This is a genomic window from Lysobacter lycopersici (genome assembly GCF_007556775.1).
Classification (GTDB): Bacteria; Pseudomonadota; Gammaproteobacteria; order Xanthomonadales; family Xanthomonadaceae; genus Pseudoluteimonas; species Pseudoluteimonas lycopersici.
In genome coordinates, this window is record NZ_CP041742.1 from 1,499,339 (window position 1) to 1,519,073 (window position 19,735).

Below are 19,735 nucleotides of genomic sequence, written 5' to 3' on the forward strand. Positions count from 1 at the left end.
GAAGACATGGGGGTTGCAATGCACAAGATGTACAAGGCGGGTTCGGTGCGGTCGCGCCGTACCCTGGTGGCGACGCTCGCGATCGCAGGCATGGGTATCGCCGGGCTGGCGCTGGCGTTTTCCGGCGGCGACCTGTTGCGCGACATCGGCGAACGACTGGCGCAGGACGCACAACGCGTCGTCGCCTTCTTCGGCGGACGCACCTCCTCTCCGGCGGCGAAGGCTCCGTCGACGGTGCAGGCGTTGTCGGTCGCGGCGCGCACGGGTTCGGCGATCGCCAACCCGGATCCGATGACCACCCGCAATGCCAGCGGCTGGCTGCGGACCTTCACCCGCAGCGGCAGCATCGACCAGGACAACACGTTCTTCCAGCCGATCGGAACCAACGGCCGTTCCTGCGCCAGTTGCCACCTGCAGTCCGCGGCTTGGTCGATGACGCCCGGCGAGATCCGCGCGCGCTTCGCCACCACGGGCGGCACCGATCCGCTGTTCCGCACCAACGACGGTGCGAACGCACCGAACCTGGACGTGTCCACCGTCGCCGCCCGCCGCATCGCCTACAGCATGCTCCTCGATCGCGGCGTGATCCGCGTGGGCATCGGCATCCCCGCCAACGCCGAGTTCACCCTCGCCGACGTCGACGATCCCTACCACTACGCCAGCGCCGCGGAGTTGTCGCTGTTCCGGCGCCCGCTGCCTTCGACCAACCTCGCGTTCCTGACCGGCATCATGTGGGACGGCCGCGAAACGCAGACGCCGTTCCTGCCGCCGATGCATGCCGGCCAGGACAGCGACGCGCTGAACGTGGCGCTGGTCAAGCAGGCGTCCGACGCGACCATCGGCCATGCACAGGGCATCGACCCGACGCCCGAACAGCTCGCCGACATCGTCGCCTTCGAATCGGGGCTCACCACCGCGCAGATCCGCGACGATGTCGCCGGCATGCTCAACGAGGGCGATGCGATCGGCGGACCGCGCATCCTCGCCAACCAGCGCTTCTACGTCGGCATCAACGACACGCTTGGCGCGGATCCGACCGGCGCACTGTTCGACCAGGAATCGATGGGCCTGTTCGGCGCCTGGGCGAATGCAAGCGACAACGGCAACCCGGCGAAGGCGGCTGCACGCGCCGCGATCGCGCGCGGCGAAGCGCTGTTCAACCAGAAGCCGCTCACGATCACCGACGTCGCCGGGCTCAACGACGCGCTGGGCTTGCCGAGCATCCCGGGAACCTGCAGTTCCTGCCACAACGATCCCAACGTGGGCAACCACACGGTGGGCCTGCCCCTCAACATCGGCATCGCCGATGCCTCGCGACGCACACCGGACATGCCGCTGTACACGCTGCGCAACAACACCACCGGCGAGACCGTGCAGACCACCGACCCCGGCCTGGCGCTGATCACCGGCAAGTGGAAGGACATCGGCAAGTTCAAGGGCCCGGTGCTGCGCGGGCTCGCCGCGCGCCCGCCGTATTTCCACAACGGTTCGGCGACGACGCTGGACGACGTCGTCGATTTCTACGACACGCGCTTCTCTATGAATCTCAGCGCGCAGGAAAAACAGGACCTGGTCGCGTTCCTGAAAGCGCTTTGATCGCCACGTTCACGGGAAGCCCGGCAAGGACGCTGGGCTTCCCACCACCGTTGTCATCAATGCATCAGCGCGACGCGAGCCGCATCCGTGTTCCGTTGTCGAGGCGCACCTCGCGCCCGGACAGCAATGCCTTGGCCCGTTCCTTGCCGAGCGCCTGGACCAGGCGGTGTTCCGCACGGGCGTACGAAGTCATGTACTCCATGTGCGGGGTGCGCGCGCCGGTCAGCATCTGGATCTCGCTGGTGCTCAATCCGGTGGCTGCCGCGAGGGTTTCGAGTTGCGTGGCGCGCTCGCCGGCCCATGCGGACCCGCAGACCAGCAGCGCACCAATTGCAAGCAAGCGTTTCATGGGGGATTCCTTCGCTTCACAAGCGCGCAGGCTGCGCGCAGGTACAGAATCTCCCCGGATCCGGCCGATGCCACAGGCCGCAAGTCATGTTTGCGCGAAGCCGCCGCGTCGCGCGCATCCCGATGCCAAGAAAAGAAAAGCCCCGCAGCTAGCGGGGCTTTTCGTGTCACGGATGGATCGCGGCGCTAAACGTCGCGAGCCGCCGCCAGCGGATCGTGCGGCCGGCGCACAGAAAGCGATGTGTACATGAAGTACATGAGCTTTCGAGCACCGGCTGCGTGGGCCGATCGCGGATGGATCGCGGCGTTTAGAAGTCCATGCCGCCCATGCCACCCATGCCGCCGCCCGGCATCGCCGGTTCTTCCTTCTTCGGCAGCTCGGCCACCATCGCTTCGGTGGTGATCATCAGGCCGGCGATCGAGGCCGCGTTCTGCAGCGCGGTGCGGGTCACCTTGGTCGGATCCAGGATGCCGAACTCGATCATGTCGCCGAACTCGCCGTTGGCGGCGTTGTAGCCGAACGCGCCCTTGCCTTCGGCGACGCGGTTCAGCACCACGCTCGGCTCGTCGCCGGCATTGGTGACGATCTCGCGCAGCGGGGCTTCCATCGCGCGCAGGGCGATCTGGATGCCGTGGTTCTGGTCTTCGTTGGCACCCTTCAGATCCTTGATCGCGGCCTTGGCACGGATCAGGGCGACGCCGCCGCCCGGGACGATGCCTTCTTCCACGGCAGCGCGGGTGGCGTGCAGGGCGTCTTCGACGCGCGCCTTCTTTTCCTTCATCTCGACTTCGGTGGCAGCGCCGACCTTGATCACCGCAACGCCGCCGGCCAGCTTGGCCACGCGTTCCTGCAGCTTCTCGCGGTCGTAGTCGGAGGAGGTCTCTTCGATCTGCGCCTTGATCTGCTTGATGCGCGCCTCGATCGCCGAAGTTTCGCCGGCGCCGTCGATGATGGTCGTGTTCTCCTTCGAGACCTGCACCTTCTTGGCGCGGCCGAGGTCCTTGATCGTCGCCTTCTCGAGCGACAGACCGACCTCTTCCGAGATCACGGTGCCGCCGGTGAGGATCGCCATGTCTTCCAGCATCGCCTTGCGACGATCGCCGAAGCCCGGCGCCTTGACCGCGCACACCTTGACGATGCCGCGGATGGTGTTGACCACCAGGGTCGCCAGCGCTTCGCCTTCGACCTCTTCCGCCACGATCAGCAGCGGCTTGCCGGCCTTGGCCACGCCCTCGAGCACGGGCAGCAGGTCGCGCACGTTCGAGATCTTCTTGTCGTGCAGCAGGATGTACGGGTCATCCAGTTCCGCCTGCATCGACTGCTGGTTGTTGATGAAGTACGGCGACAGGTAGCCGCGGTCGAACTGCATGCCCTCGACCACGTCGAGTTCGTTGTCCAGGCCCGAGCCTTCCTCGACCGTGATCACGCCTTCCTTGCCGACCTTGTCCATCGCCTGCGCGATCAGGTCGCCGATGTTGGCGTCGCTGTTCGCGGAGATGGTGCCGACCTGGGCGATTTCCTTGCTGGTCGAGGACGGCTTGCTGAGCTTCTTCAGCTCGCCCACGGCCTCGGTCACGGCCTTGTCGATGCCGCGCTTCAGGTCCATCGGGTTCATGCCGGCGGCAACCGCCTTCATGCCCTCGCGGATGAACGCCTGCGCCAGCACGGTGGCGGTGGTGGTGCCGTCGCCGGCATTGTCGGAGGTCTTGGAAGCGACTTCCTTCACCATCTGCGCGCCCATGTTCTCGAACTTGTCGGCCAGCTCGATTTCCTTGGCGACGGAGACGCCGTCCTTGGTGATGGTCGGGGCGCCGAAGCTCTTGTCGAGCACGACGTTGCGGCCCTTCGGGCCGAGGGTGGCCTTGACGGCATTGGCGAGCACGTTGACGCCGCGCACCATCTTGGAGCGCGCGTCCTCGCCGAAACGGATTTCCTTGGCAGCCATTTTCGATTTACCTCAAAAGAATTCGTCGGAAAGAAATTCGGGAAACGGTTCGCGCGCTCAGAGCGTCGCGAAGATGTCGTCTTCCTTCACCACCAGGTATTCGGTGCCGTCGAGCTTGACCTCGGTGCCGCTGTACTTGCCGAACAGCACCTTGTCGCCGACCTTGACCTGCGGCGCGCGCAACTGGCCGTTGTCGAGTACCTTGCCGGCGCCGACGGCGACGACTTCGCCCTTGATCGGCTTCTCGGTGGCGCTGTCGGGGATCACGATCCCGCCGGCGGACAGCTTCTCTTCTTCCATGCGCTTGATGACCACGCGGTCGTACAGCGGCTTGATGTTCATCGACAGCCCTCGCAAGTGCTTGATTGGTTGGGGAAAAGACCGCGATTTTAGCAGTCGCGACGTGCGCCTGCCAGCATCGGCGGCAAAACAAACCCGGCGAGCCGGGACGCGAGGGAAGTTGGGGGCCGTGGCGGGGCTTTCAAGGGGGCCGGCAACCCGAACCGCTACCCTATGCCGGTGAGCGCCCTTCTCTGTTTCTGCACCTGCCCAGATCCCGCCACGGCCGAACGCCTGGCCGAGGCACTGGTGGGCGAACGGCTGGCGGCCTGCGCGAACATCGTTCCCGGCCTGCGTTCGATCTATCGCTGGCAGGGGACGGTCGAACGCGCGGACGAGGTGTTGCTGCTGGTGAAGACCCAGGCCCGCCTGCTGCAACGACTGCAGGAGCGCCTGCTGGAACTGCATCCCTACGAACTGCCCGGGCTGGTCGCGGTCGAAATCGACCACGGCCTGCCCGCCACCCTGCGCTGGATCGCCGACGAAACCCGCCTCGAGCCCATCCCCGAATGATCCGTCCCATTCCTTCGTTCCTGCGCGCCTTCGCCGCGCTGCTGCTCTGCGCGGCGCCGCTGCTGCCGGCCCGCGCCGCCATCGATCCGTCCGAACTGCCGCCGGTGGATTCGGTGTTCGTGTTGTCGGCCAATGCCGAAGCGCGGGACAAGATCGCCGTCGACTGGAAGATCGCCGACGGCTTCTACCTCTATCGCCATCGCACCAAGGCCGATTCGCCGGACGGTTCGTTCGCGAACGCCACGCTCTCGTTGCCTTCCGGCGCGAAGCACCACGACGAATTCTTCGGCGACGTGGAAACCTACCGCGGCCGCCTCGCCGGCAGCGTGTCCGGCGACGCGGGCGATCGCGACCGGGTGACGCTACGGATCAAGTACCAGGGCTGCGCCGATGCCGGCGTCTGCTATCCACCGCAGACGCGCACGCTGACCATCGCGTTGCCCGCAGCCGCGGGCGCGGGCGACGACGCGTTGCTGCCGGGCACGTCGAACCGCGGATCGCTGTTCGCAACGACCAAGGCAGGTGCGACCGACGACAAGCCGTTGCCGCCGGAACAGGCCTTCGGCTTCGAGGCCATCGCCGGCGACGGCAACGCCCTGCTCCTGCGCTTCACCCCCGCACGCGGCTATTACCTGTATCGCGACCGCACCACGCTGAAGCTGGAAGACGCGCCCGGCATCGCCACCGGTAAGCCGCGCTGGCCCAAGGGCACCCGGCACCACGACGAACATTTCGGCGACGTGGTCGTGTACTTCGACCAGATCGACGTGCCATTGCCGTTGAAACGCACGAACGTGGGTGCGGCGAAGGCGACGCTGGTCGCGACTTTCCAGGGCTGCCAGACCGACGGCATCTGCTATCCGCCGATGACGCGGCGGATCGCGTTGGCAATCCCGCGCGGCACGCTGGCGACATCGGTCGCGGAAGGACCGAAGGAACCGGTGTTGCCCGAATCGAATGCCGATACCGCTTCGACGGACACGACCACGACGTCGACTGCAGTCGCCACCGCGCCTTCGGCAAGCGAGGCCGCGAATCCTCCACGCGAACTTCCCCCGGCCACCAGCCACCAGCCACCAACCACCAATTCGCTCCTCGCCAGCCTGCTGTTCGCGCTGCTCGGCGGATTGATCCTCAACCTCATGCCCTGCGTGCTGCCGGTGCTGTCGTTGAAGGCGCTGTCGCTGACCAACAGCGGCGAGAGTCGATCGCGGGCACGCGCGCACGCGCTCTGGTACACCGCCGGCGTACTCGCCGCGTTCGCGGCGCTCGGCGCGCTCGCGCTGGCGCTGCGCAAGGCCGGGTTGGCTTTGGGCTGGGGCTTCCAGTTGCAGCAGCCGCTGGTGGTCGCGGCGATCGCGCTGCTGCTGTTCGCGCTGGGGCTGAGCCTGTCCGGCGTGTGGTATCCGAACGTCGGCATCGGCGCGCGCGGGAATGCGTGGATGCAGAAACACGGCGCGGCCGGCGATTTCGCCACCGGCGTGCTCGCGGTGGTGCTCGCGACTCCCTGCATCGGCCCGTTCATGGGCGCGGCGCTGGCGTATGCGTTCGCCGGTCCGGCGCTGGGCGGCATGCTGGTGTTCCTCGCCCTGGGATTGGGCCTGGCGCTGCCGTTCCTGCTGATCGGTTTCGTGCCCGCGCTCGCGCAACGGTTGCCGAAACCGGGCGCGTGGATGGAAACCTTCAAGCAGCTGATGGCGTTCCCGATGTACCTCACCACCGCATGGCTGGTGTCGGTGCTGGCGGCGCAGCGCGGCGGCGACGCGGTGTGGAACTGGATGCTCGCGGCGATCGCGGTCGCGCTCGCGGCCTGGGCATGGACGCGTTCGCGCATGCAGGGCGTGCGCTGGGGATCGGTCCTCGCCATCGTCGCGCTGTTCGCGATGCTGTGGCCGCTGCAACGGATCCATGCGCTGCCGCCGGCGCATGCGGGCGAAACGACTTCGGTCGGCGCCACGACCGCGATGCCGTATTCGAAAGCGCGACTGGCCTCGCTGCGTTCGCAAGGGCAGGTAGTGTTCGTCGACATCACCGCCGACTGGTGCATCACCTGCAAGGCCAACGAGAAGGCGGTGCTGTCGCGCGAGGCCTTCCGCGACGCCCTGCAGGCTGCGAACGCCACCTACATGGTCGGCGACTACACCGACCTCGATCCGGCGATCACCGCCTACCTGCAGCGCCATGGCGCGGTTGGCATCCCGCTGTACGTGGTCTATCCGCGCGGCGGCGGGGAAGGCAAGGTGCTGCCGACGGTGCTGACCCCCGAACTCGTGCGCGACGCGCTGGCGCAGGCAACGCAGTGATCCGCGAACACCGCATGGCTTTGCTGGGGGCCTTGCTCGCGGCCGTCGCCGGCGCGGCGGTGGAATACCGACTCAGCCATCCGGAAGCTCCGGAGTCGACTGCCGCACGACCGCCCGCGACCCTGCCGACGCTCGAGTTGCACGGACTCGACGGCCAATCCGTCAGGCTGCCCGACGCCCATCCCGGAAAGACCCTGCTGCTGAACTTCTGGGCCAGTTGGTGCGCCCCCTGCATTGCCGAAATGGCGGAACTGCAACGGTTCTCCGCGCAACAGTCTGCGAATGGCGTGCAAGTGATCGGCATCGCCCTGGACGACCCGAACGCGGTCGCGGATTTCCTCCGAGCGCATCCGGTGTCCTATCCGATCCTGCTCGACCGCCCGAGCCCCGCCGATGCGAGCGTTCGCTTGGGCGACCATCGGGGCGTGCTGCCCTACAGCGTGCTGGTCGCGACCGACGGCCGGGTGCTTGAACGCCGGGCCGGGCCGTTCGCACAGGGCGAAATCGATGGATGGGTTCGCGCCGCGACCGCCCCGCGCTAGAGCGAACACTCAAACAAGCGATTAAAAAACAGGGAAGCGAGGAAAGTTCGCCGATCTTGAGGGGATTGTCTGGACAGTCCCCGCCGAGGCGCGCACACTGCCCGCCCGCTTTCCGTGACCCAGTTCCCGTTTGGCCCGGATCCTCGTCCTGCATGGCCCTAACCTCAACCTGCTCGGCAGTCGCGAGCCGGAGGTGTATGGCCGTGCCACGCTGGCCGAGATCGACGGCAGCCTCGCCGAACGCGCGCGGCAGGCTGGGCATGCGCTCGAAAGCTTCCAGTCCAACGCCGAGGATGCGCTCATCGACCGCGTGCAGGCAGCGAAGACGGACGGAACGTCCTTCATCGTGATCAATCCTGCGGCCTTCACCCATACCTCGGTCGCGCTGCGCGATGCGCTGGCCGCGGTCGCCATTCCCTTCGTCGAAGTCCATTTGTCCAACCCGCACGCCCGCGAACCCTTCCGCCGCCAGAGCTATTTCAGCGACATGGCCGTGGGCGTGGTCGCGGGCTTCGGCGCCGATTCCTACCGCTACGCCCTCGATGCCGCGATCACGCGGCTGAAATAGTCCACAACCCCTCACCCGCCCCCGACAGAAGCATTCGGGGGCAGGCTCTTCGGACCCTCTCCCCACCCGCGGGGAGAGGGAGAAAAAGGAAAACACGATGGACCTGCGCAAGATCAAGAAGCTGATCGACCTGCTCGAGGAATCCAACCTCGCCGAAATCGAGATCAAGGAAGGCGAGGAGTCGGTGCGCCTGGCGCGCACGCCCGTCGGTGCCGTCGTGCATGCCGCGCCGACGGTGATCCATGCGCCGGCCGCGCCGGCCCCGGTGATGCCGATGCACTCGCCGACCGAATCGGCGACCGGCGGCACGCCCAAGCCCGGGCCCGAACTGCCGGCCGGGCACGTGGTGCGCGCGCCGATGGTCGGCACCTTCTACGCCAGCCCGTCGCCGGACAAGCCGCCGTTCGTCGCGGTCGGCCAGGCGGTCAAGGCCGGCGACACGCTCGGCATCATCGAGGCGATGAAGATGTTCAACCCGATCGAGGCCGACACCTCCGGCACCGTGCTCGCGATCCAGTGCGAAAGCGGCCAGCCGGTGGAATTCGACCAGCCGCTTTTCGTGATCGGGTGATCCATGCCGCTCGATAAGGTCGTCATTGCCAACCGCGGCGAAATCGCGCTGCGCATCCTGCGCGCCTGCCACGCGCTGGGCATCCGCACGGTCGCGGTGCATTCCACCGTCGACCGCAACCTCAAGCACGTGGCCATGGCCGACGAGTCGGTGTGCATCGGCCCCGCTCCGTCGGCGGAGAGCTACCTCAACATGCCGGCGATCATCGCCGCGGCCGAGGTCACCGACGCGCAGGCGATCCATCCCGGCTACGGCTTCCTCAGCGAGAACGCGGATTTCGCCGAGCGCGTGGAGCAGTCGGGCTTCGTCTTCATCGGCCCCAAGGCCGACACCATCCGCCTGATGGGCGACAAGGTCGAGGCGATCCGCGCGATGAAATCGGCCGGCGTGCCCTGCGTGCCCGGCAGCGGCGGCCCGCTCGGCGACGACGTGGCGACGAACGTGAAGATCGCCGCGGAAATCGGCTATCCGGTGATCGTGAAAGCCGCTGGCGGCGGCGGCGGACGCGGCATGCGCGTGGTGCATACCGAAGCCGCGCTCGCGAACGCCATCGCGACGACCAAGACCGAGGCCAAGGCCGCGTTCGGCAACGACATGGTCTACATGGAGAAGTTCCTGGAGAACCCGCGCCACGTGGAGATCCAGGTGCTCGCCGACGGCCAGGGCAACGCGATCCACCTCGGCGAACGCGACTGCTCGATGCAGCGCCGCCACCAGAAGGTGGTCGAGGAAGCGCCCGCGCCCGGCATCACCCCCGAGCAGCGCGCGGAGATCGGCAAGGTCTGCGTGGAGGCCTGCATCCGCATCGGCTACCGCGGCGCCGGTACCTTCGAGTTCCTGTACGAGAACGGCCGCTTCTACTTCATCGAGATGAACACCCGCATCCAGGTGGAACATCCGGTGACCGAGCTGGTGACCGGCATCGACCTGGTGCGCGAACAGCTCTCCATCGCCGCCGGCAACAAGCTTTCGATCCGGCAGGAAGACATCGTGCTGCGCGGCCATGCGATCGAGTGTCGCATCAACGCCGAGGACCCGGATTCGTTCCTGCCCTCGCCTGGCCTGATCCAGCATTTCCACGCGCCCGGTGGTCCCGGCGTGCGCGTCGATTCGCACGTGTACGAGGGCTACCGCGTGCCGGCCAACTACGATTCGATGATCGGGAAACTCATCGTGCACGGCCCGGACCGCGAGACCGCGATCGCGCGCATGCAGGTCGCGCTCAGCGAAATGATCATCGACGGCATCAAGACCAACGTGCCGCTGCAGCAGCGGATCATGGCCGACGGCGGTTTCCAGCAAGGCGGCCAGAACATCCACTACCTCGAGAAGAAGCTGGCCGAGCGCAAGGAAAAGGCGTTGTCGATCGTGTGACCATCGGGAGGCATCCATGCCGCGCGAACCCGAACTGCGCACCGCGCACCCCGCGGTGTTCACGACGCTCGACATGGACGGCTATCGCGTCTTGCCGGCTTTTCTGCGACCTGACGAGTGCGAACGGCTGGCCTCCATCGCGGCCGGGTTCGCGAACGGCCGCGCCGGTTCGCGCCAGCTGCTCCGGCATGCCGCGATCTCGGAAACAGCGGCCCGGATTCGCGCATTGCCGCAACTGGCCGGCCTGCTGCCCGACGATGCCATCGCCGTTCAATGCACGCTGTTCGCGAAGACAAGGGACAGCAACTGGTCGGTAACGCCGCACCAGGATCTGGGCATTCCAGTCGATGCGTATGTCGAATCGCCCGAATGCACGGGCTGGTCGCGCAAGGATTCGGCACTGTTCGTCCAACCACCCGATTCCATCCTGGATACGCTCCTGGCCATACGACTCCAGCTCGACGACCATGCCGCAGACACCGGCCCGCTGGAAGTCGTTCCGGAATCGCATCGGTTGGGGCGATTGAAATCGGCGGACGTCGCCGAACGCGCTTCGAATCGCAGGATCGCGTGCATCCCGCAACGGGGTGGCGCGGTCGCGTTGCGGCCGTTGACAATCCATGCATCCTCGAAAGCGACATCGCCGCTGCCGCGCCGCGTACTGCACATCCTGTTCGGTCCACGGGATTTGCCACTGGGGTTGCGCTGGGCCGCGATGGCCTGATCCGCACGCACGGAGAATCCCGTGATGAGCCATTCCGACACCAATCTCCGTGCCGCCCGCGACCGCCTCGACGAAGTGGTCGTCAACATCGAGCTGACCCTGATCAGCATCATCCAGGGCCTGGCCCTGGCGGTGCTCGCCGGCGCGGCGGTGCAACCCATCCTGCAACTGCAATGGCAGGCGTGGCCGTACATCGCCGCCGGGCTGCTGGTGGTGCTGATCTTCTGGTCGCGCGCGCTGGTGCACACGCTCTCGTTCATCCGCTGGCCGCTGGAGTTCGGCCACACCTTCGCCTATTTCGGCGCGACGCTGGTCGAAGCGGTGGCGCTGACCCAGGTCGCGGAACCGGCGCACTGGTTCGCGCTCAACGCGTTCTACGCGCTCGCGGTGTGGGGCCTGTACGCATGGGACCTGCGCGTGGTGCTGCGCGATGTGCGTCCACCAACGAACGACGCCGAGCGCGCGCTGCACGAGGACATCGTCCGCGACCAGCGGCTCAACATCCGCTGGATGATGCCGGCCGCGGTCGCGTTCCAGGCGTTGTCGTGGTGGCTGGTGCTGCGTTACCCGCAGGTGATGCTCGAACGCGGCGGGCACCTCGTCCTGATCGGCCTGACCCTGGCTTTCAGCATCCACTACCTCCTCGGCGGTGTGCGCCTGCTGCGCCGACGCCAGCATTGGCTGTTGCTGCGCGCCATGGATTGAGGCGGCGGTGTCCGCTTTCGGCCTGATTTCCCGCTAATGGGATTAACCATCCGGACGGAACCGTGCCGCCATGCAACGACACCGCATCCTCGCCATCGCCCTCGCCGCCACGCTCGTCGCCCTGCCTGCCGCCAGCCAGCAGGGCAAGGTGGCCCCCACCAACCTGTACATCGATGTTTCCACCCAGAACATGGCCGGGATGCCGGGAATGGGCGGGATGCTGGGCGGACTCGGCGGCTTCATGGCACGCCGCATGGGCGGCGCCAATGCCACCAAGCCCACCTACCCGACCACGCGCGGCACCGGCGGCATGACCGGCCAATACCTCGACATCGCGCTGCACAACGCGTTGAAACCGGGCGTGGAAGCGCAGGACCAGATCCCCGACGGGCTGGACCTGGGCAAGTCGTTGACCCTGACCCCGGTTGAATTTCCTCCGTCGCCCAAAGGCGAATCGAGCGGGAAGGTCCCCGATATCGAGGTGAAGATCACCGAATACTGGGGTTGCGGCGCAGCCGTGCGCCCAGGACAACCCAAGGTCGTCACTTTCAAGGTCAAGGGCGGCAACAGGACCATCGATTCGAGGAACCCGATGGCCGGCATGCAGGGCATCGGCGTCGAGTCCACCGGCAGCCTGTCCAAGGGCATGTACGTGCCGGACCGCGACATCGACCTGCAGCCCGGCTACGTGTACTGGCCGAACCGCAACTACGGCAAGCAGGTGCCCGATGACGCGCGATTGGCCGGCCAGCACCAGATCACCGGCGACGGCATCCCCGCCTCGATGCAGTTCCAGGTCGAGCAGAACGCGGACTTCATGCCCAAGCTCGGCCTGCGCACGCAAGGCGCCCCGGAAGATGCCGTTGGCTTGAGCTGGCCGTCGGTGGATCGTGCGCGCGCCTATTTCATCACCGGCATGCACATGCAGATGCTGGGCGAGAATTCCTTCGCCATGACGATATGGAGCAGCGCCGACGTGCCCGGCGCCGGCCAGGAATTGCATGCCTACCTGTCCGGCAGCTACGTCGACAAATGGCTGAAGCAGAAGGTGCTGCTGCCCGCTTCCGCCACCAGTTGCACCATTCCCAAGGGCATCTTCGCCGGTGCATCGAACGCGCAAGGCCAACAGGGCGTGATGCCGAGCATGCTGATGATGACCGCCTACGGCCCGGAGAACTGGATCACCTATCCGCCGAAACCCGCGAATCCCAAGCAAGCGTGGAACCCGGAATGGAGCGTGCGCCTGCGCGCCAAATCCACCGCCACCGCGATACTGGGCATGGACATGGGCGGCATGCAGCAACAGGACGGCCAGCCGCAGCAGCAACAGAAGAAGCCCGGCATGCGCGGCCTGCTGAAGGGCATCCTCGGCGGCGGCTGAGCGCGCGCCGCGAAGCTGCGAGAATGGCGCGGACCCTCCGCGCCATTTTTTTCGACCGCCAATGCCCTACCTGCAACTGGAACTGCCCTGCCGCCGCGATGCGCAGCCGCGCATCGAACGCGCGCTTGAAGACGCCGGCGCGCTGTCGGTGACGCTGCAGGACGCGCATCTCGACGCCATCGACGAACAGGCGATCTTCGAGCCCGGCGTCGGCGAAACCCCGTTGTGGGACGAACTGCAGTTGCAGGCGCTGTTCGATGGCGACGTCGATGCGCTGGCGTTGCTCGCCACGCTGGAAGCCGCGGAACCGCAACTCGACTGGTCGCAGGCGCGGTTCGAACGCATCGACGACCAGGACTGGCAACGCGCGTGGCTGGACACGTTCCAGCCGATGCGCTTCGGCGCACGCACCTGGATCGTGCCCTGGAACCACGAGGTGCCCGCCGAAGCCGGCACGGATGCCGCGGTCGTGCGCCTCGACCCAGGCCTGGCCTTCGGCTCGGGCACGCACCCAACCACCGCGCTGTGCCTGCGCTGGCTGGATGCGCTCGCCGAACGCGGCGAACTGCAGGCCCGCGACGTGCTCGATTTCGGCTGCGGCAGCGGCATCCTCGCGCTGGCCGCGTTGAAACTCGGCGCGGCGCGCGCCATCGGCGTCGACAACGACCCGCAGGCGATCATCGCCACCGCCGACAACGCCGAACGCAACGGTGTTGCGATTTCCGCATTCCTGCCACGGGACGAACCAGCGCGCGAATATCCCATCGTCGTCGCCAACATCCTCGCCTCCGCGCTGGATGCATTGGCCGACACGCTGGCCGCGCGCACCGCACCGGGCGGGCGCATCGCGATGTCCGGCATCCTCGCCGGGCAGGAAGGCGAACTGCTGCAACGCTTCGCGCCGTGGTTCGACGCGCTTGCGGTGGAACGCGACGGCGACTGGGTGCGTATCGACGGCCTGCGTCGCGCATGAAAGCGGCGGTCATGCTTGAATGCACGACATGACCGAACTCGCCTGCCCCGTCTGCGCGACCCCGTACGAAGCGGGGACGACGACCTGTGCGTTCTGCGGCGTGTCGCTGGTCGAACCCGGGCAGGAAGCGAAGCCGGAACCCGAAGTCGAAACGCCGATCGAAGTCGAAGCGTTGGCGGTGTCGATACCGGAAACAGAAACACCGCTCGGATCCGAAACGCCGAATGAAATCGAAGCGTTGGTCGAATCGGCATCGGAAATCGAAACACCGGTCGAAGTCGACGAGAGCGCCGGGATCGAAGCGACACCCGCCGATGCGTCGGAACCGCCATCCAACGGGATCGACGACACCATCGCGGACGAATCGCCGTCTCCCGCAGGCAAACCGGAATCCGCGGATTCCGGCGGAATCGCGGAAATCCCCGGAATTCAGGCGGATTCCGCGTCTCCCGCGCCATCGGAGCCACGGTCGCGCACCCCGAGTTTCGCGCGCAAGCCGACTTCGGCCAACACCGTGCAGCGTCGCCTGCAACGCATCGAATGGAGCGTGGTCGGCGGGCTCGCTGCCTTGCTGCTGGTGCAGGTGGTCGCCTCCGATTTCGACCAGCTCGCCGCGGGCAGTGCGACGCGCCCCTGGCTGCAACGCGTTTGCAGTGCGCTGCGCTGCACGCTGCCCCCGTGGCGCGAACCGCAGGCATTGCGCATGCTGCAACGCGACGTGCACGCAAACCCGCGACGCCCGGGCCTGTTGCGCGTCAGCGCGAGCTTCCGCAACGATGCGCGCTGGACGCAACCCTGGCCGCGCTTGCGCATTACCCTTGCGGATGCGGACGGACGCGCCATCGCCGCGCGCGACTTCAGCGCGAACGAATACCTCGGCACGACACCCACGGCGAACGGCATTGCCAGCGGCCAGGTCGCCGGCATCGCGTTCGACGTGGTCGATCCCTCGCCGCGCGTGACCGCATTCACCTTCGAATTCCGATGAGCCACGTGGCAGGCGACGCAGGCACGCGCTAGACTGCCTTCCCGTCGGCGCGGACTGTCGGCGGCGATGCACGGGGAAGACCGCCGCTTGAACGCCGACCGCACCGATTCCACGCACCGCTCGATGCCGCGACCGCCGTTGCGCGAGCACGTCGCGAATTCGGTGCGCCGCTACCTGCGCGACCTCGACGGCTGCGGCGCCAACGACCTGTACGGCATCGCGCTGCGCGAACTCGAGATCCCGTTGTTCCAGGAAGTGCTGCAGCACTGCGACGGCAACCAGAGCCGCGCCGCGGCCATGCTCGGCATCCACCGCGAGACCCTGCGCCGCAAGCTGCGCGATTACGGCCTCGGCTGATCCCATTGCTTCTGTAGGAGCGGCTTTAGCCGCGACTGCCCTTCGTGGGAGCGACGGAAGTCGCGACGAATCTGGCGATGCCTTGTCGGGGCTGAAGCCCCTCCCACATGGCTATAATTCGCGCTGTTTTCCGCACTTTCCCCCGCATGACCGCCGACCGACTGCCCGGGCCCGCCGTGAAAATCACCCGCGCGCTGCTCTCCGTGTCCGACAAGACCGGACTGATCGACCTCGCCCGCGCGCTGGCCGCGCACGGCGTGGAACTGCTCTCGACCGGTGGCACCGCGAAGGCGTTGCGCGACGCCGGCCTCGCGGTGAAGGACGTGAGCGAAGCGACCGGCTTCCCGGAAATGATGGATGGCCGGGTGAAGACGCTGCATCCGGTCGTGCACGGCGGCCTGCTCGGTCGCGCCGGTACCGACGACGCGGTGATGGCACAGCACGGCATCGCGCCCATCGACCTGCTGGTGTTGAACCTGTATCCGTTCGAGAAGGTGTCGGCGGATCCCGACAGCAGCCTCGACGAGATCGTCGAGAACATCGACATCGGCGGCCCGGCGATGTTGCGCTCGGCGGCGAAGAACTTCGCGCGCGTCGCGGTCGCCACCGATCCGGCGCAGTACGCCGGCATCATCGAGGAACTCGCCGCGAACGACGGCGCGCTGTCGGCGAAAACGCGCTTCGCGCTGTCGGTGGCCGCGTTCAATCGCGTCGCGCAGTACGATGCGCGCATCAGCGACGTGCTTTCGGCGATCGCCGATCCGAGCGATGAAAGCGCGAGGAACAGAAGCGCGTTCTCCGCGCAGGCCAACGGCAGCTTCGTCAAGGTCATGGACCTGCGCTACGGCGAGAATCCGCACCAGCAGGCCGCGTTCTACCGCGACCTGCACCCGGCGCCGGGTTCGCTGGCGACGTTCGCGCAGTTGCAGGGCAAGGAACTCTCCTACAACAACATCGCCGACAGCGATGCGGCCTGGGAATGCGTGCGCCAGTTCGATGCGCCGGCCTGCGTCATCGTCAAGCACGCGAACCCCTGCGGCGTCGCGGTCGGCGTGGCGCCGGGCGATGCCTACGAGCTGGCTTACGCCACCGACCCGACCTCCGCGTTCGGCGGCATCATCGCGTTCAACGTGAAGCTCGACGCGGCGACCGCGCGCGCGATCCTCGACCGCCAGTTCGTCGAAGTGCTGATCGCGCCGGACTACGACCAGGCCGCGCTGGACTACGCGAAGAAGAAAGCCAACGTGCGCGTGCTGCGCATCCCGATGGCGCCGTCGAGCCGGGGCTTCATCGACGCCAAGCGCGTGGGCTCCGGCCTGCTGATGCAGACCGCCGACGATCGCGTCGTCGCCCGCGACGACCTGAAGGTGGTCACGAAACTCGCGCCGACCGAAGCGCAGTTCTCCGACCTGCTGTTCGCGTGGAAGGTCGCCAAGTTCGTGAAGTCGAACGCCATCGTCTATGCGAAGGACCAAAGGACCATCGGCGTCGGCGCCGGGCAGATGAGCCGCGTGTATTCGGCGCGCATCGCCGGGATAAAGGCGCAGGACGCCGGATTGCGGGTCGAAGGTTCGGTGATGGCGAGCGATGCCTTCTTCCCGTTCCGCGACGGCATCGATGCCGCGGCCGCGGCCGGAATCAAGGCCGTGATCCAGCCCGGCGGTTCGATGCGCGACAACGAAGTCATCGCCGCCGCGGACGAACACGGGCTGGCGATGGTGTTCACCGGCGTCCGCCATTTCCGGCACTGAGGTCGCACATGGATTTCCTGTATCGCCATGAGGATTTGCTGTCCCGGATCGACGAGGACGCGGCGCGTTACGCATCCGCAGCCCCCTTCCCGAGCATCGTGATCGACGATTTCCTGCATCCCGAAGCGCTGCAGCGGGCCATGGCCGAGTTCCCCAGGCCGGAAGCCATCCAGGACTGGCGTCGCCTGACCCCCACGGACGACAAGGGCCGGCCGGCGGTCGTGCAGAAACTCGGGTACAGCAACGAGCTGGAATTCGGCCCGACCTTGCGCCGGCTGGTGCATGAATTGAACGCGAGCCATTTCCTGCGCTACCTCGAGCGCCTGACCGGCATCCACAACATGATCGCGGATCCGCACATGCATGGCGGTGGCTTGCACCAGTACCTGCCGGGCGCGATCCTGCGCATCCATGCCGATTTCAACCGGCTTCCGCACTGGGAACTGGATCGCAGGCTGAACCTGCTGCTGTACCTCAACCCCGAATGGCGCCAGGAATGGGGTGGCGCCCTGGAGTTGTGGGACGAATCGATGTCCTCTTGCGTGCAAAGCATCGAGCCGATCGCGAATCGTTGCGTGATCTTCTCGACCACGAGCACTTCGTACCACGGCATTCCCGACCCGCTCGCCTGCCCGGACGGCGTCACCCGGCGTTCGCTCGCGTTGTACTACTACTCGAACGGCAGGCCGGAACACGAGCGCAATCCCCGCCATTCCACGCTCTGGCAAGCGCGCCCGCACGAGGCCTAGCTCCACGCGATGGCAACGCCCGCCGCCATTCAGGTTCGGTTCCCCCTGCGGCGACGGCCGGCTGTGCACGATTCTTGCGTTCCTCAGGCATGAACCCCGGGAACCGCATGCATCCCGGCCCTTGCTTCGCCCAATGTGGCCCAGTCATTCAGAAACGAGTACAGCCATGAAACTCCTCGTCATCGGTTCCGGCGGACGCGAACACGCGCTGGCGTGGAAGCTGGCGCAATCGCCCCGCGTCGACGAAGTCCTGGTCGCGCCCGGCAACGCCGGCACCGCGCACGAGGACAAATGCCGCAACGTGCCCACGGTCAAGGCCACCGACATCGACGCCCTGCTCGCGCTGGTCGAGCGCGAAGGCGTGGCGCTGACCGTGGTCGGGCCGGAGCAGCCGTTGGTCGCGGGCGTGGTCGATGCCTTCCGCGCCAAGGGCCACCGCATCTTCGGACCCACCGCCGCCGCCGCGCAGCTGGAAGGCAGCAAGGCCTTCGCCAAGGATTTCCTCGCCCGCCATGGCATTCCCACCGGCTTCTACGAAGTGCACACCGACGTCGATGCCGCGCTCGCCTACGTGCGTGCACGCTCCCATGAAAGCGGGGGCGCGCCGATCGTGGTCAAGGCCGACGGCCTCGCCGCGGGCAAGGGCGTGATCGTGGCGACGACGCTGGCCGAAGCCGAAGCCGCGGTGCGCGACATGCTGGAAGGCAACGCCTTCGGCGACGCCGGCGCACGCGTGGTGATCGAGGAATTCCTCGACGGCGAGGAAGCCAGCTTCATCTCCATGGTCGACGGCGTGCACGCGCTGCCGATGGCGACTTCGCAAGATCATAAGCGCGTCGGCGATGGCGACACAGGCCCCAATACCGGCGGCATGGGCGCCTACTCGCCCGCGCCGGTGGTCACGCCCGAAGTACACGAACGCGTGATGCGCGAAATCGTGATGCCCACCGTGCGCGGCATGGCCGCCGATGGCGTGCCGTTCACCGGCTTCCTCTACGCCGGGCTGATGATCGACAAATCCGGCGCGCCCAAGGTGATCGAGTTCAACGTGCGCTTCGGCGATCCGGAAACGCAGCCCGTGATGCTGCGCCTGCAATCCGACCTGGTCGACCTCATCGAAGCCGCGATCGACGGCGAGCTGGTCGCCGCCGACGCGCGCTGGGATCCGCGCCCGAGCCTCGGCGTGGTGATGGCCGCCGCGGGCTATCCGGGCACGCCGCGCAGCGGCGACACGATCAATTCCTTCGACGCGCCCGACATGGACGACACCAAGGTGTTCCACGCCGGGACCCGGGTCGAAGGCGGGCACATCGTGACCGCCGGTGGCCGCGTGCTGTGCGTGTGCGCGCTGGGCGAGACCGTGGTCGAGGCGCGGCACCGCGCTTACGCCGAAGTCGCCGGGATTTCCTGGCATGGGGAATTCCATCGCCACGACATCGGCTGGCGTGCACTCGGACGCGAAGCGCGAGAACCATCCCTGGTGGATTGATCCAGCCCGGTCTTCCATGGCCGGGCGTTCGGCGGCGTGGAATGCGAATAACGCATTCCACGTCTTCCGCCTCACCCACCGCCACGACATCGGCTGGCGCGCGCTTGAACGCGCGGCGGAGCCGGTTCCCGCCTGAGATCGGCGCACGCGTCAGCGTCCCTCGTCGATCCTCTCGACCTTGCCGTTGCGGATGGTGAAGCCCACCGTCTTGCCGTCGATGTCGTATTCCCAGCGTTCGCCGGTGACCGCGCCGTACTCGTTCTGCAGCTGCACGATGCGGGCCGGGTGCCCGGCTGCCTGCACCAGCTTGCCGGTGGAATCGCCCACGGCGATGACCCGTGCATCGAAGCGGTAGGTATCGAAGGCCCAGGCCGGCGACGCCAGCACGAACAGCAGAAGGACAGCGGCAATCCGGCGCATGGCGCTTTCCCGAGGATCGAACATGCGGATCCTGCCACCTCGGGCCGTACCCGGCTCTGAACGCGATCGACCGGTGCGATACTCCCCTCCACGGCCGC

20 protein-coding genes are annotated in these 19,735 nt (G+C 67.0%); 16 read left to right on the plus strand and 4 right to left on the minus strand.

Features of this window, described 5'->3' with window-relative positions; genetic code table 11:
- Positions 1-18 precede the first annotated feature (18 nt).
- The gene (locus FNZ56_RS07510) at positions 19-1,596 is read left to right on the plus strand and encodes a hypothetical protein (protein ID WP_143879242.1); all 1,578 of its coding nucleotides are present in this window, start codon (positions 19-21) and stop codon (positions 1,594-1,596) included.
- A gap of 64 nt (positions 1,597-1,660) precedes the next feature.
- On the opposite strand, the gene FNZ56_RS07515 is transcribed toward FNZ56_RS07510, so the two are convergent.
- The 3 genes from FNZ56_RS07515 to groES all read right to left on the minus strand — a co-directional run bounded on the left by FNZ56_RS07515 (position 1,661) and on the right by groES (position 4,232).
- Positions 1,661-1,945, minus strand: coding sequence for a hypothetical protein (locus FNZ56_RS07515; RefSeq protein WP_143879243.1), 285 nt, complete (start codon positions 1,943-1,945; stop codon positions 1,661-1,663).
- Between the two features lie 307 nt (positions 1,946-2,252).
- On the minus strand, positions 2,253-3,890 hold the full coding sequence (gene groL / locus FNZ56_RS07520) for a chaperonin GroEL (RefSeq protein WP_143879244.1): 1,638 nt from the start codon (positions 3,888-3,890) through the stop codon (positions 2,253-2,255).
- A 57-nt stretch (positions 3,891-3,947) separates the two neighbouring features.
- The gene (groES, locus tag FNZ56_RS07525; RefSeq protein WP_143879245.1) at positions 3,948-4,232 is read right to left on the minus strand and encodes a co-chaperone GroES; all 285 of its coding nucleotides are present in this window, start codon (positions 4,230-4,232) and stop codon (positions 3,948-3,950) included.
- Positions 4,233-4,403: 171 nt separating this feature from the next.
- On the opposite strand from groES, the gene cutA reads away from it, so the two are divergent.
- The 15 genes from cutA to purD all read left to right on the plus strand — a co-directional run bounded on the left by cutA (position 4,404) and on the right by purD (position 19,217).
- On the plus strand, positions 4,404-4,742 hold the full coding sequence (gene cutA, locus FNZ56_RS07530) for a divalent-cation tolerance protein CutA (RefSeq protein WP_143879246.1): 339 nt from the start codon (positions 4,404-4,406) through the stop codon (positions 4,740-4,742).
- A gap of 8 nt (positions 4,743-4,750) precedes the next feature.
- Entirely contained in the window at positions 4,751-7,045 is a 2,295-nt protein-coding gene (locus FNZ56_RS07535) for a protein-disulfide reductase DsbD family protein (protein WP_407070513.1), read from the plus strand.
- Positions 7,046-7,059: 14 nt separating this feature from the next.
- A complete protein-coding gene (locus FNZ56_RS07540; protein ID WP_246064533.1) occupies positions 7,060-7,587 on the plus strand; it encodes a TlpA family protein disulfide reductase in 528 nt (175 codons plus the stop codon).
- A gap of 130 nt (positions 7,588-7,717) precedes the next feature.
- Complete coding sequence (gene aroQ, locus FNZ56_RS07545; protein WP_143879248.1) at positions 7,718-8,155, plus strand: type II 3-dehydroquinate dehydratase; 438 nt, start codon at positions 7,718-7,720, stop codon at positions 8,153-8,155.
- A gap of 97 nt (positions 8,156-8,252) precedes the next feature.
- Positions 8,253-8,726 (plus strand): acetyl-CoA carboxylase biotin carboxyl carrier protein, encoded by a 474-nt coding sequence (gene accB, locus FNZ56_RS07550; protein ID WP_143879249.1) that lies wholly within the window; start codon positions 8,253-8,255, stop codon positions 8,724-8,726.
- 3 nt (positions 8,727-8,729) lie between these two features.
- Positions 8,730-10,100 carry an acetyl-CoA carboxylase biotin carboxylase subunit gene (gene accC / locus FNZ56_RS07555; RefSeq protein ID WP_143879250.1) on the plus strand — a complete coding sequence of 457 codons (1,371 nt, stop codon included), beginning with the start codon at positions 8,730-8,732 and terminating at the stop codon, positions 10,098-10,100.
- Positions 10,101-10,116: 16 nt separating this feature from the next.
- Positions 10,117-10,824 carry a phytanoyl-CoA dioxygenase family protein gene (locus FNZ56_RS07560; RefSeq protein WP_143879251.1) on the plus strand — a complete coding sequence of 236 codons (708 nt, stop codon included), beginning with the start codon at positions 10,117-10,119 and terminating at the stop codon, positions 10,822-10,824.
- Positions 10,825-10,848: 24 nt separating this feature from the next.
- Positions 10,849-11,529 (plus strand): hypothetical protein, encoded by a 681-nt coding sequence (locus FNZ56_RS07565; protein WP_143879252.1) that lies wholly within the window; start codon positions 10,849-10,851, stop codon positions 11,527-11,529.
- Between the two features lie 70 nt (positions 11,530-11,599).
- Complete coding sequence (locus tag FNZ56_RS07570; RefSeq protein WP_143879253.1) at positions 11,600-12,910, plus strand: hypothetical protein; 1,311 nt, start codon at positions 11,600-11,602, stop codon at positions 12,908-12,910.
- A 61-nt stretch (positions 12,911-12,971) separates the two neighbouring features.
- Entirely contained in the window at positions 12,972-13,883 is a 912-nt protein-coding gene (gene prmA / locus FNZ56_RS07575) for a 50S ribosomal protein L11 methyltransferase (protein ID WP_143879254.1), read from the plus strand.
- 19 nt (positions 13,884-13,902) lie between these two features.
- Positions 13,903-14,871, plus strand: coding sequence for a DUF3426 domain-containing protein (locus FNZ56_RS07580; protein WP_143879255.1), 969 nt, complete (start codon positions 13,903-13,905; stop codon positions 14,869-14,871).
- Between the two features lie 66 nt (positions 14,872-14,937).
- Positions 14,938-15,228 (plus strand): DNA-binding transcriptional regulator Fis, encoded by a 291-nt coding sequence (gene fis / locus FNZ56_RS07585; protein ID WP_143879256.1) that lies wholly within the window; start codon positions 14,938-14,940, stop codon positions 15,226-15,228.
- Positions 15,229-15,374: 146 nt separating this feature from the next.
- Complete coding sequence (purH, locus tag FNZ56_RS07590) at positions 15,375-16,979, plus strand: bifunctional phosphoribosylaminoimidazolecarboxamide formyltransferase/IMP cyclohydrolase (RefSeq protein WP_143879257.1); 1,605 nt, start codon at positions 15,375-15,377, stop codon at positions 16,977-16,979.
- An 8-nt stretch (positions 16,980-16,987) separates the two neighbouring features.
- Positions 16,988-17,728: a 2OG-Fe(II) oxygenase gene (locus tag FNZ56_RS07595; RefSeq protein WP_143879258.1), complete on the plus strand. Its 741-nt coding sequence runs from the start codon at positions 16,988-16,990 to the stop codon at positions 17,726-17,728.
- A 166-nt stretch (positions 17,729-17,894) separates the two neighbouring features.
- Positions 17,895-19,217 (plus strand): phosphoribosylamine--glycine ligase, encoded by a 1,323-nt coding sequence (purD, locus tag FNZ56_RS07600; protein WP_143879259.1) that lies wholly within the window; start codon positions 17,895-17,897, stop codon positions 19,215-19,217.
- Between the two features lie 150 nt (positions 19,218-19,367).
- Here purD and FNZ56_RS07605 read toward each other — a convergent pair whose 3' ends face one another.
- Positions 19,368-19,637 (minus strand): DUF2845 domain-containing protein, encoded by a 270-nt coding sequence (locus tag FNZ56_RS07605; protein ID WP_143879260.1) that lies wholly within the window; start codon positions 19,635-19,637, stop codon positions 19,368-19,370.
- Between the last annotated feature and the right edge of the window lie 98 nt (positions 19,638-19,735).

What these genes read in the sequence shown, in the direction of transcription:
- FNZ56_RS07510 (WP_143879242.1), top strand. Translation starts at nt 19, where the DNA reads ATGCACAAGATGTACAAGGCGGGTTCGGTGCGGTCGCGCCGTACCCTG.
- FNZ56_RS07515 (WP_143879243.1), bottom strand. Translation starts at nt 1,945, where the DNA reads ATGAAACGCTTGCTTGCAATTGGTGCGCTGCTGGTCTGCGGGTCCGCA.
- groL (WP_143879244.1), bottom strand. Translation starts at nt 3,890, where the DNA reads ATGGCTGCCAAGGAAATCCGTTTCGGCGAGGACGCGCGCTCCAAGATG.
- groES (WP_143879245.1), bottom strand. Translation starts at nt 4,232, where the DNA reads ATGAACATCAAGCCGCTGTACGACCGCGTGGTCATCAAGCGCATGGAA.
- cutA (WP_143879246.1), top strand. Translation starts at nt 4,404, where the DNA reads ATGCCGGTGAGCGCCCTTCTCTGTTTCTGCACCTGCCCAGATCCCGCC.
- FNZ56_RS07540 (WP_246064533.1), top strand. Translation starts at nt 7,060, where the DNA reads ATGGCTTTGCTGGGGGCCTTGCTCGCGGCCGTCGCCGGCGCGGCGGTG.
- accB (WP_143879249.1), top strand. Translation starts at nt 8,253, where the DNA reads ATGGACCTGCGCAAGATCAAGAAGCTGATCGACCTGCTCGAGGAATCC.
- accC (WP_143879250.1), top strand. Translation starts at nt 8,730, where the DNA reads ATGCCGCTCGATAAGGTCGTCATTGCCAACCGCGGCGAAATCGCGCTG.
- FNZ56_RS07560 (WP_143879251.1), top strand. Translation starts at nt 10,117, where the DNA reads ATGCCGCGCGAACCCGAACTGCGCACCGCGCACCCCGCGGTGTTCACG.
- FNZ56_RS07565 (WP_143879252.1), top strand. Translation starts at nt 10,849, where the DNA reads ATGAGCCATTCCGACACCAATCTCCGTGCCGCCCGCGACCGCCTCGAC.
- FNZ56_RS07570 (WP_143879253.1), top strand. Translation starts at nt 11,600, where the DNA reads ATGCAACGACACCGCATCCTCGCCATCGCCCTCGCCGCCACGCTCGTC.
- prmA (WP_143879254.1), top strand. Translation starts at nt 12,972, where the DNA reads ATGCCCTACCTGCAACTGGAACTGCCCTGCCGCCGCGATGCGCAGCCG.
- FNZ56_RS07580 (WP_143879255.1), top strand. Translation starts at nt 13,903, where the DNA reads ATGCACGACATGACCGAACTCGCCTGCCCCGTCTGCGCGACCCCGTAC.
- fis (WP_143879256.1), top strand. Translation starts at nt 14,938, where the DNA reads ATGCACGGGGAAGACCGCCGCTTGAACGCCGACCGCACCGATTCCACG.
- purH (WP_143879257.1), top strand. Translation starts at nt 15,375, where the DNA reads ATGACCGCCGACCGACTGCCCGGGCCCGCCGTGAAAATCACCCGCGCG.
- FNZ56_RS07595 (WP_143879258.1), top strand. Translation starts at nt 16,988, where the DNA reads ATGGATTTCCTGTATCGCCATGAGGATTTGCTGTCCCGGATCGACGAG.
- purD (WP_143879259.1), top strand. Translation starts at nt 17,895, where the DNA reads ATGAAACTCCTCGTCATCGGTTCCGGCGGACGCGAACACGCGCTGGCG.
- FNZ56_RS07605 (WP_143879260.1), bottom strand. Translation starts at nt 19,637, where the DNA reads ATGCGCCGGATTGCCGCTGTCCTTCTGCTGTTCGTGCTGGCGTCGCCG.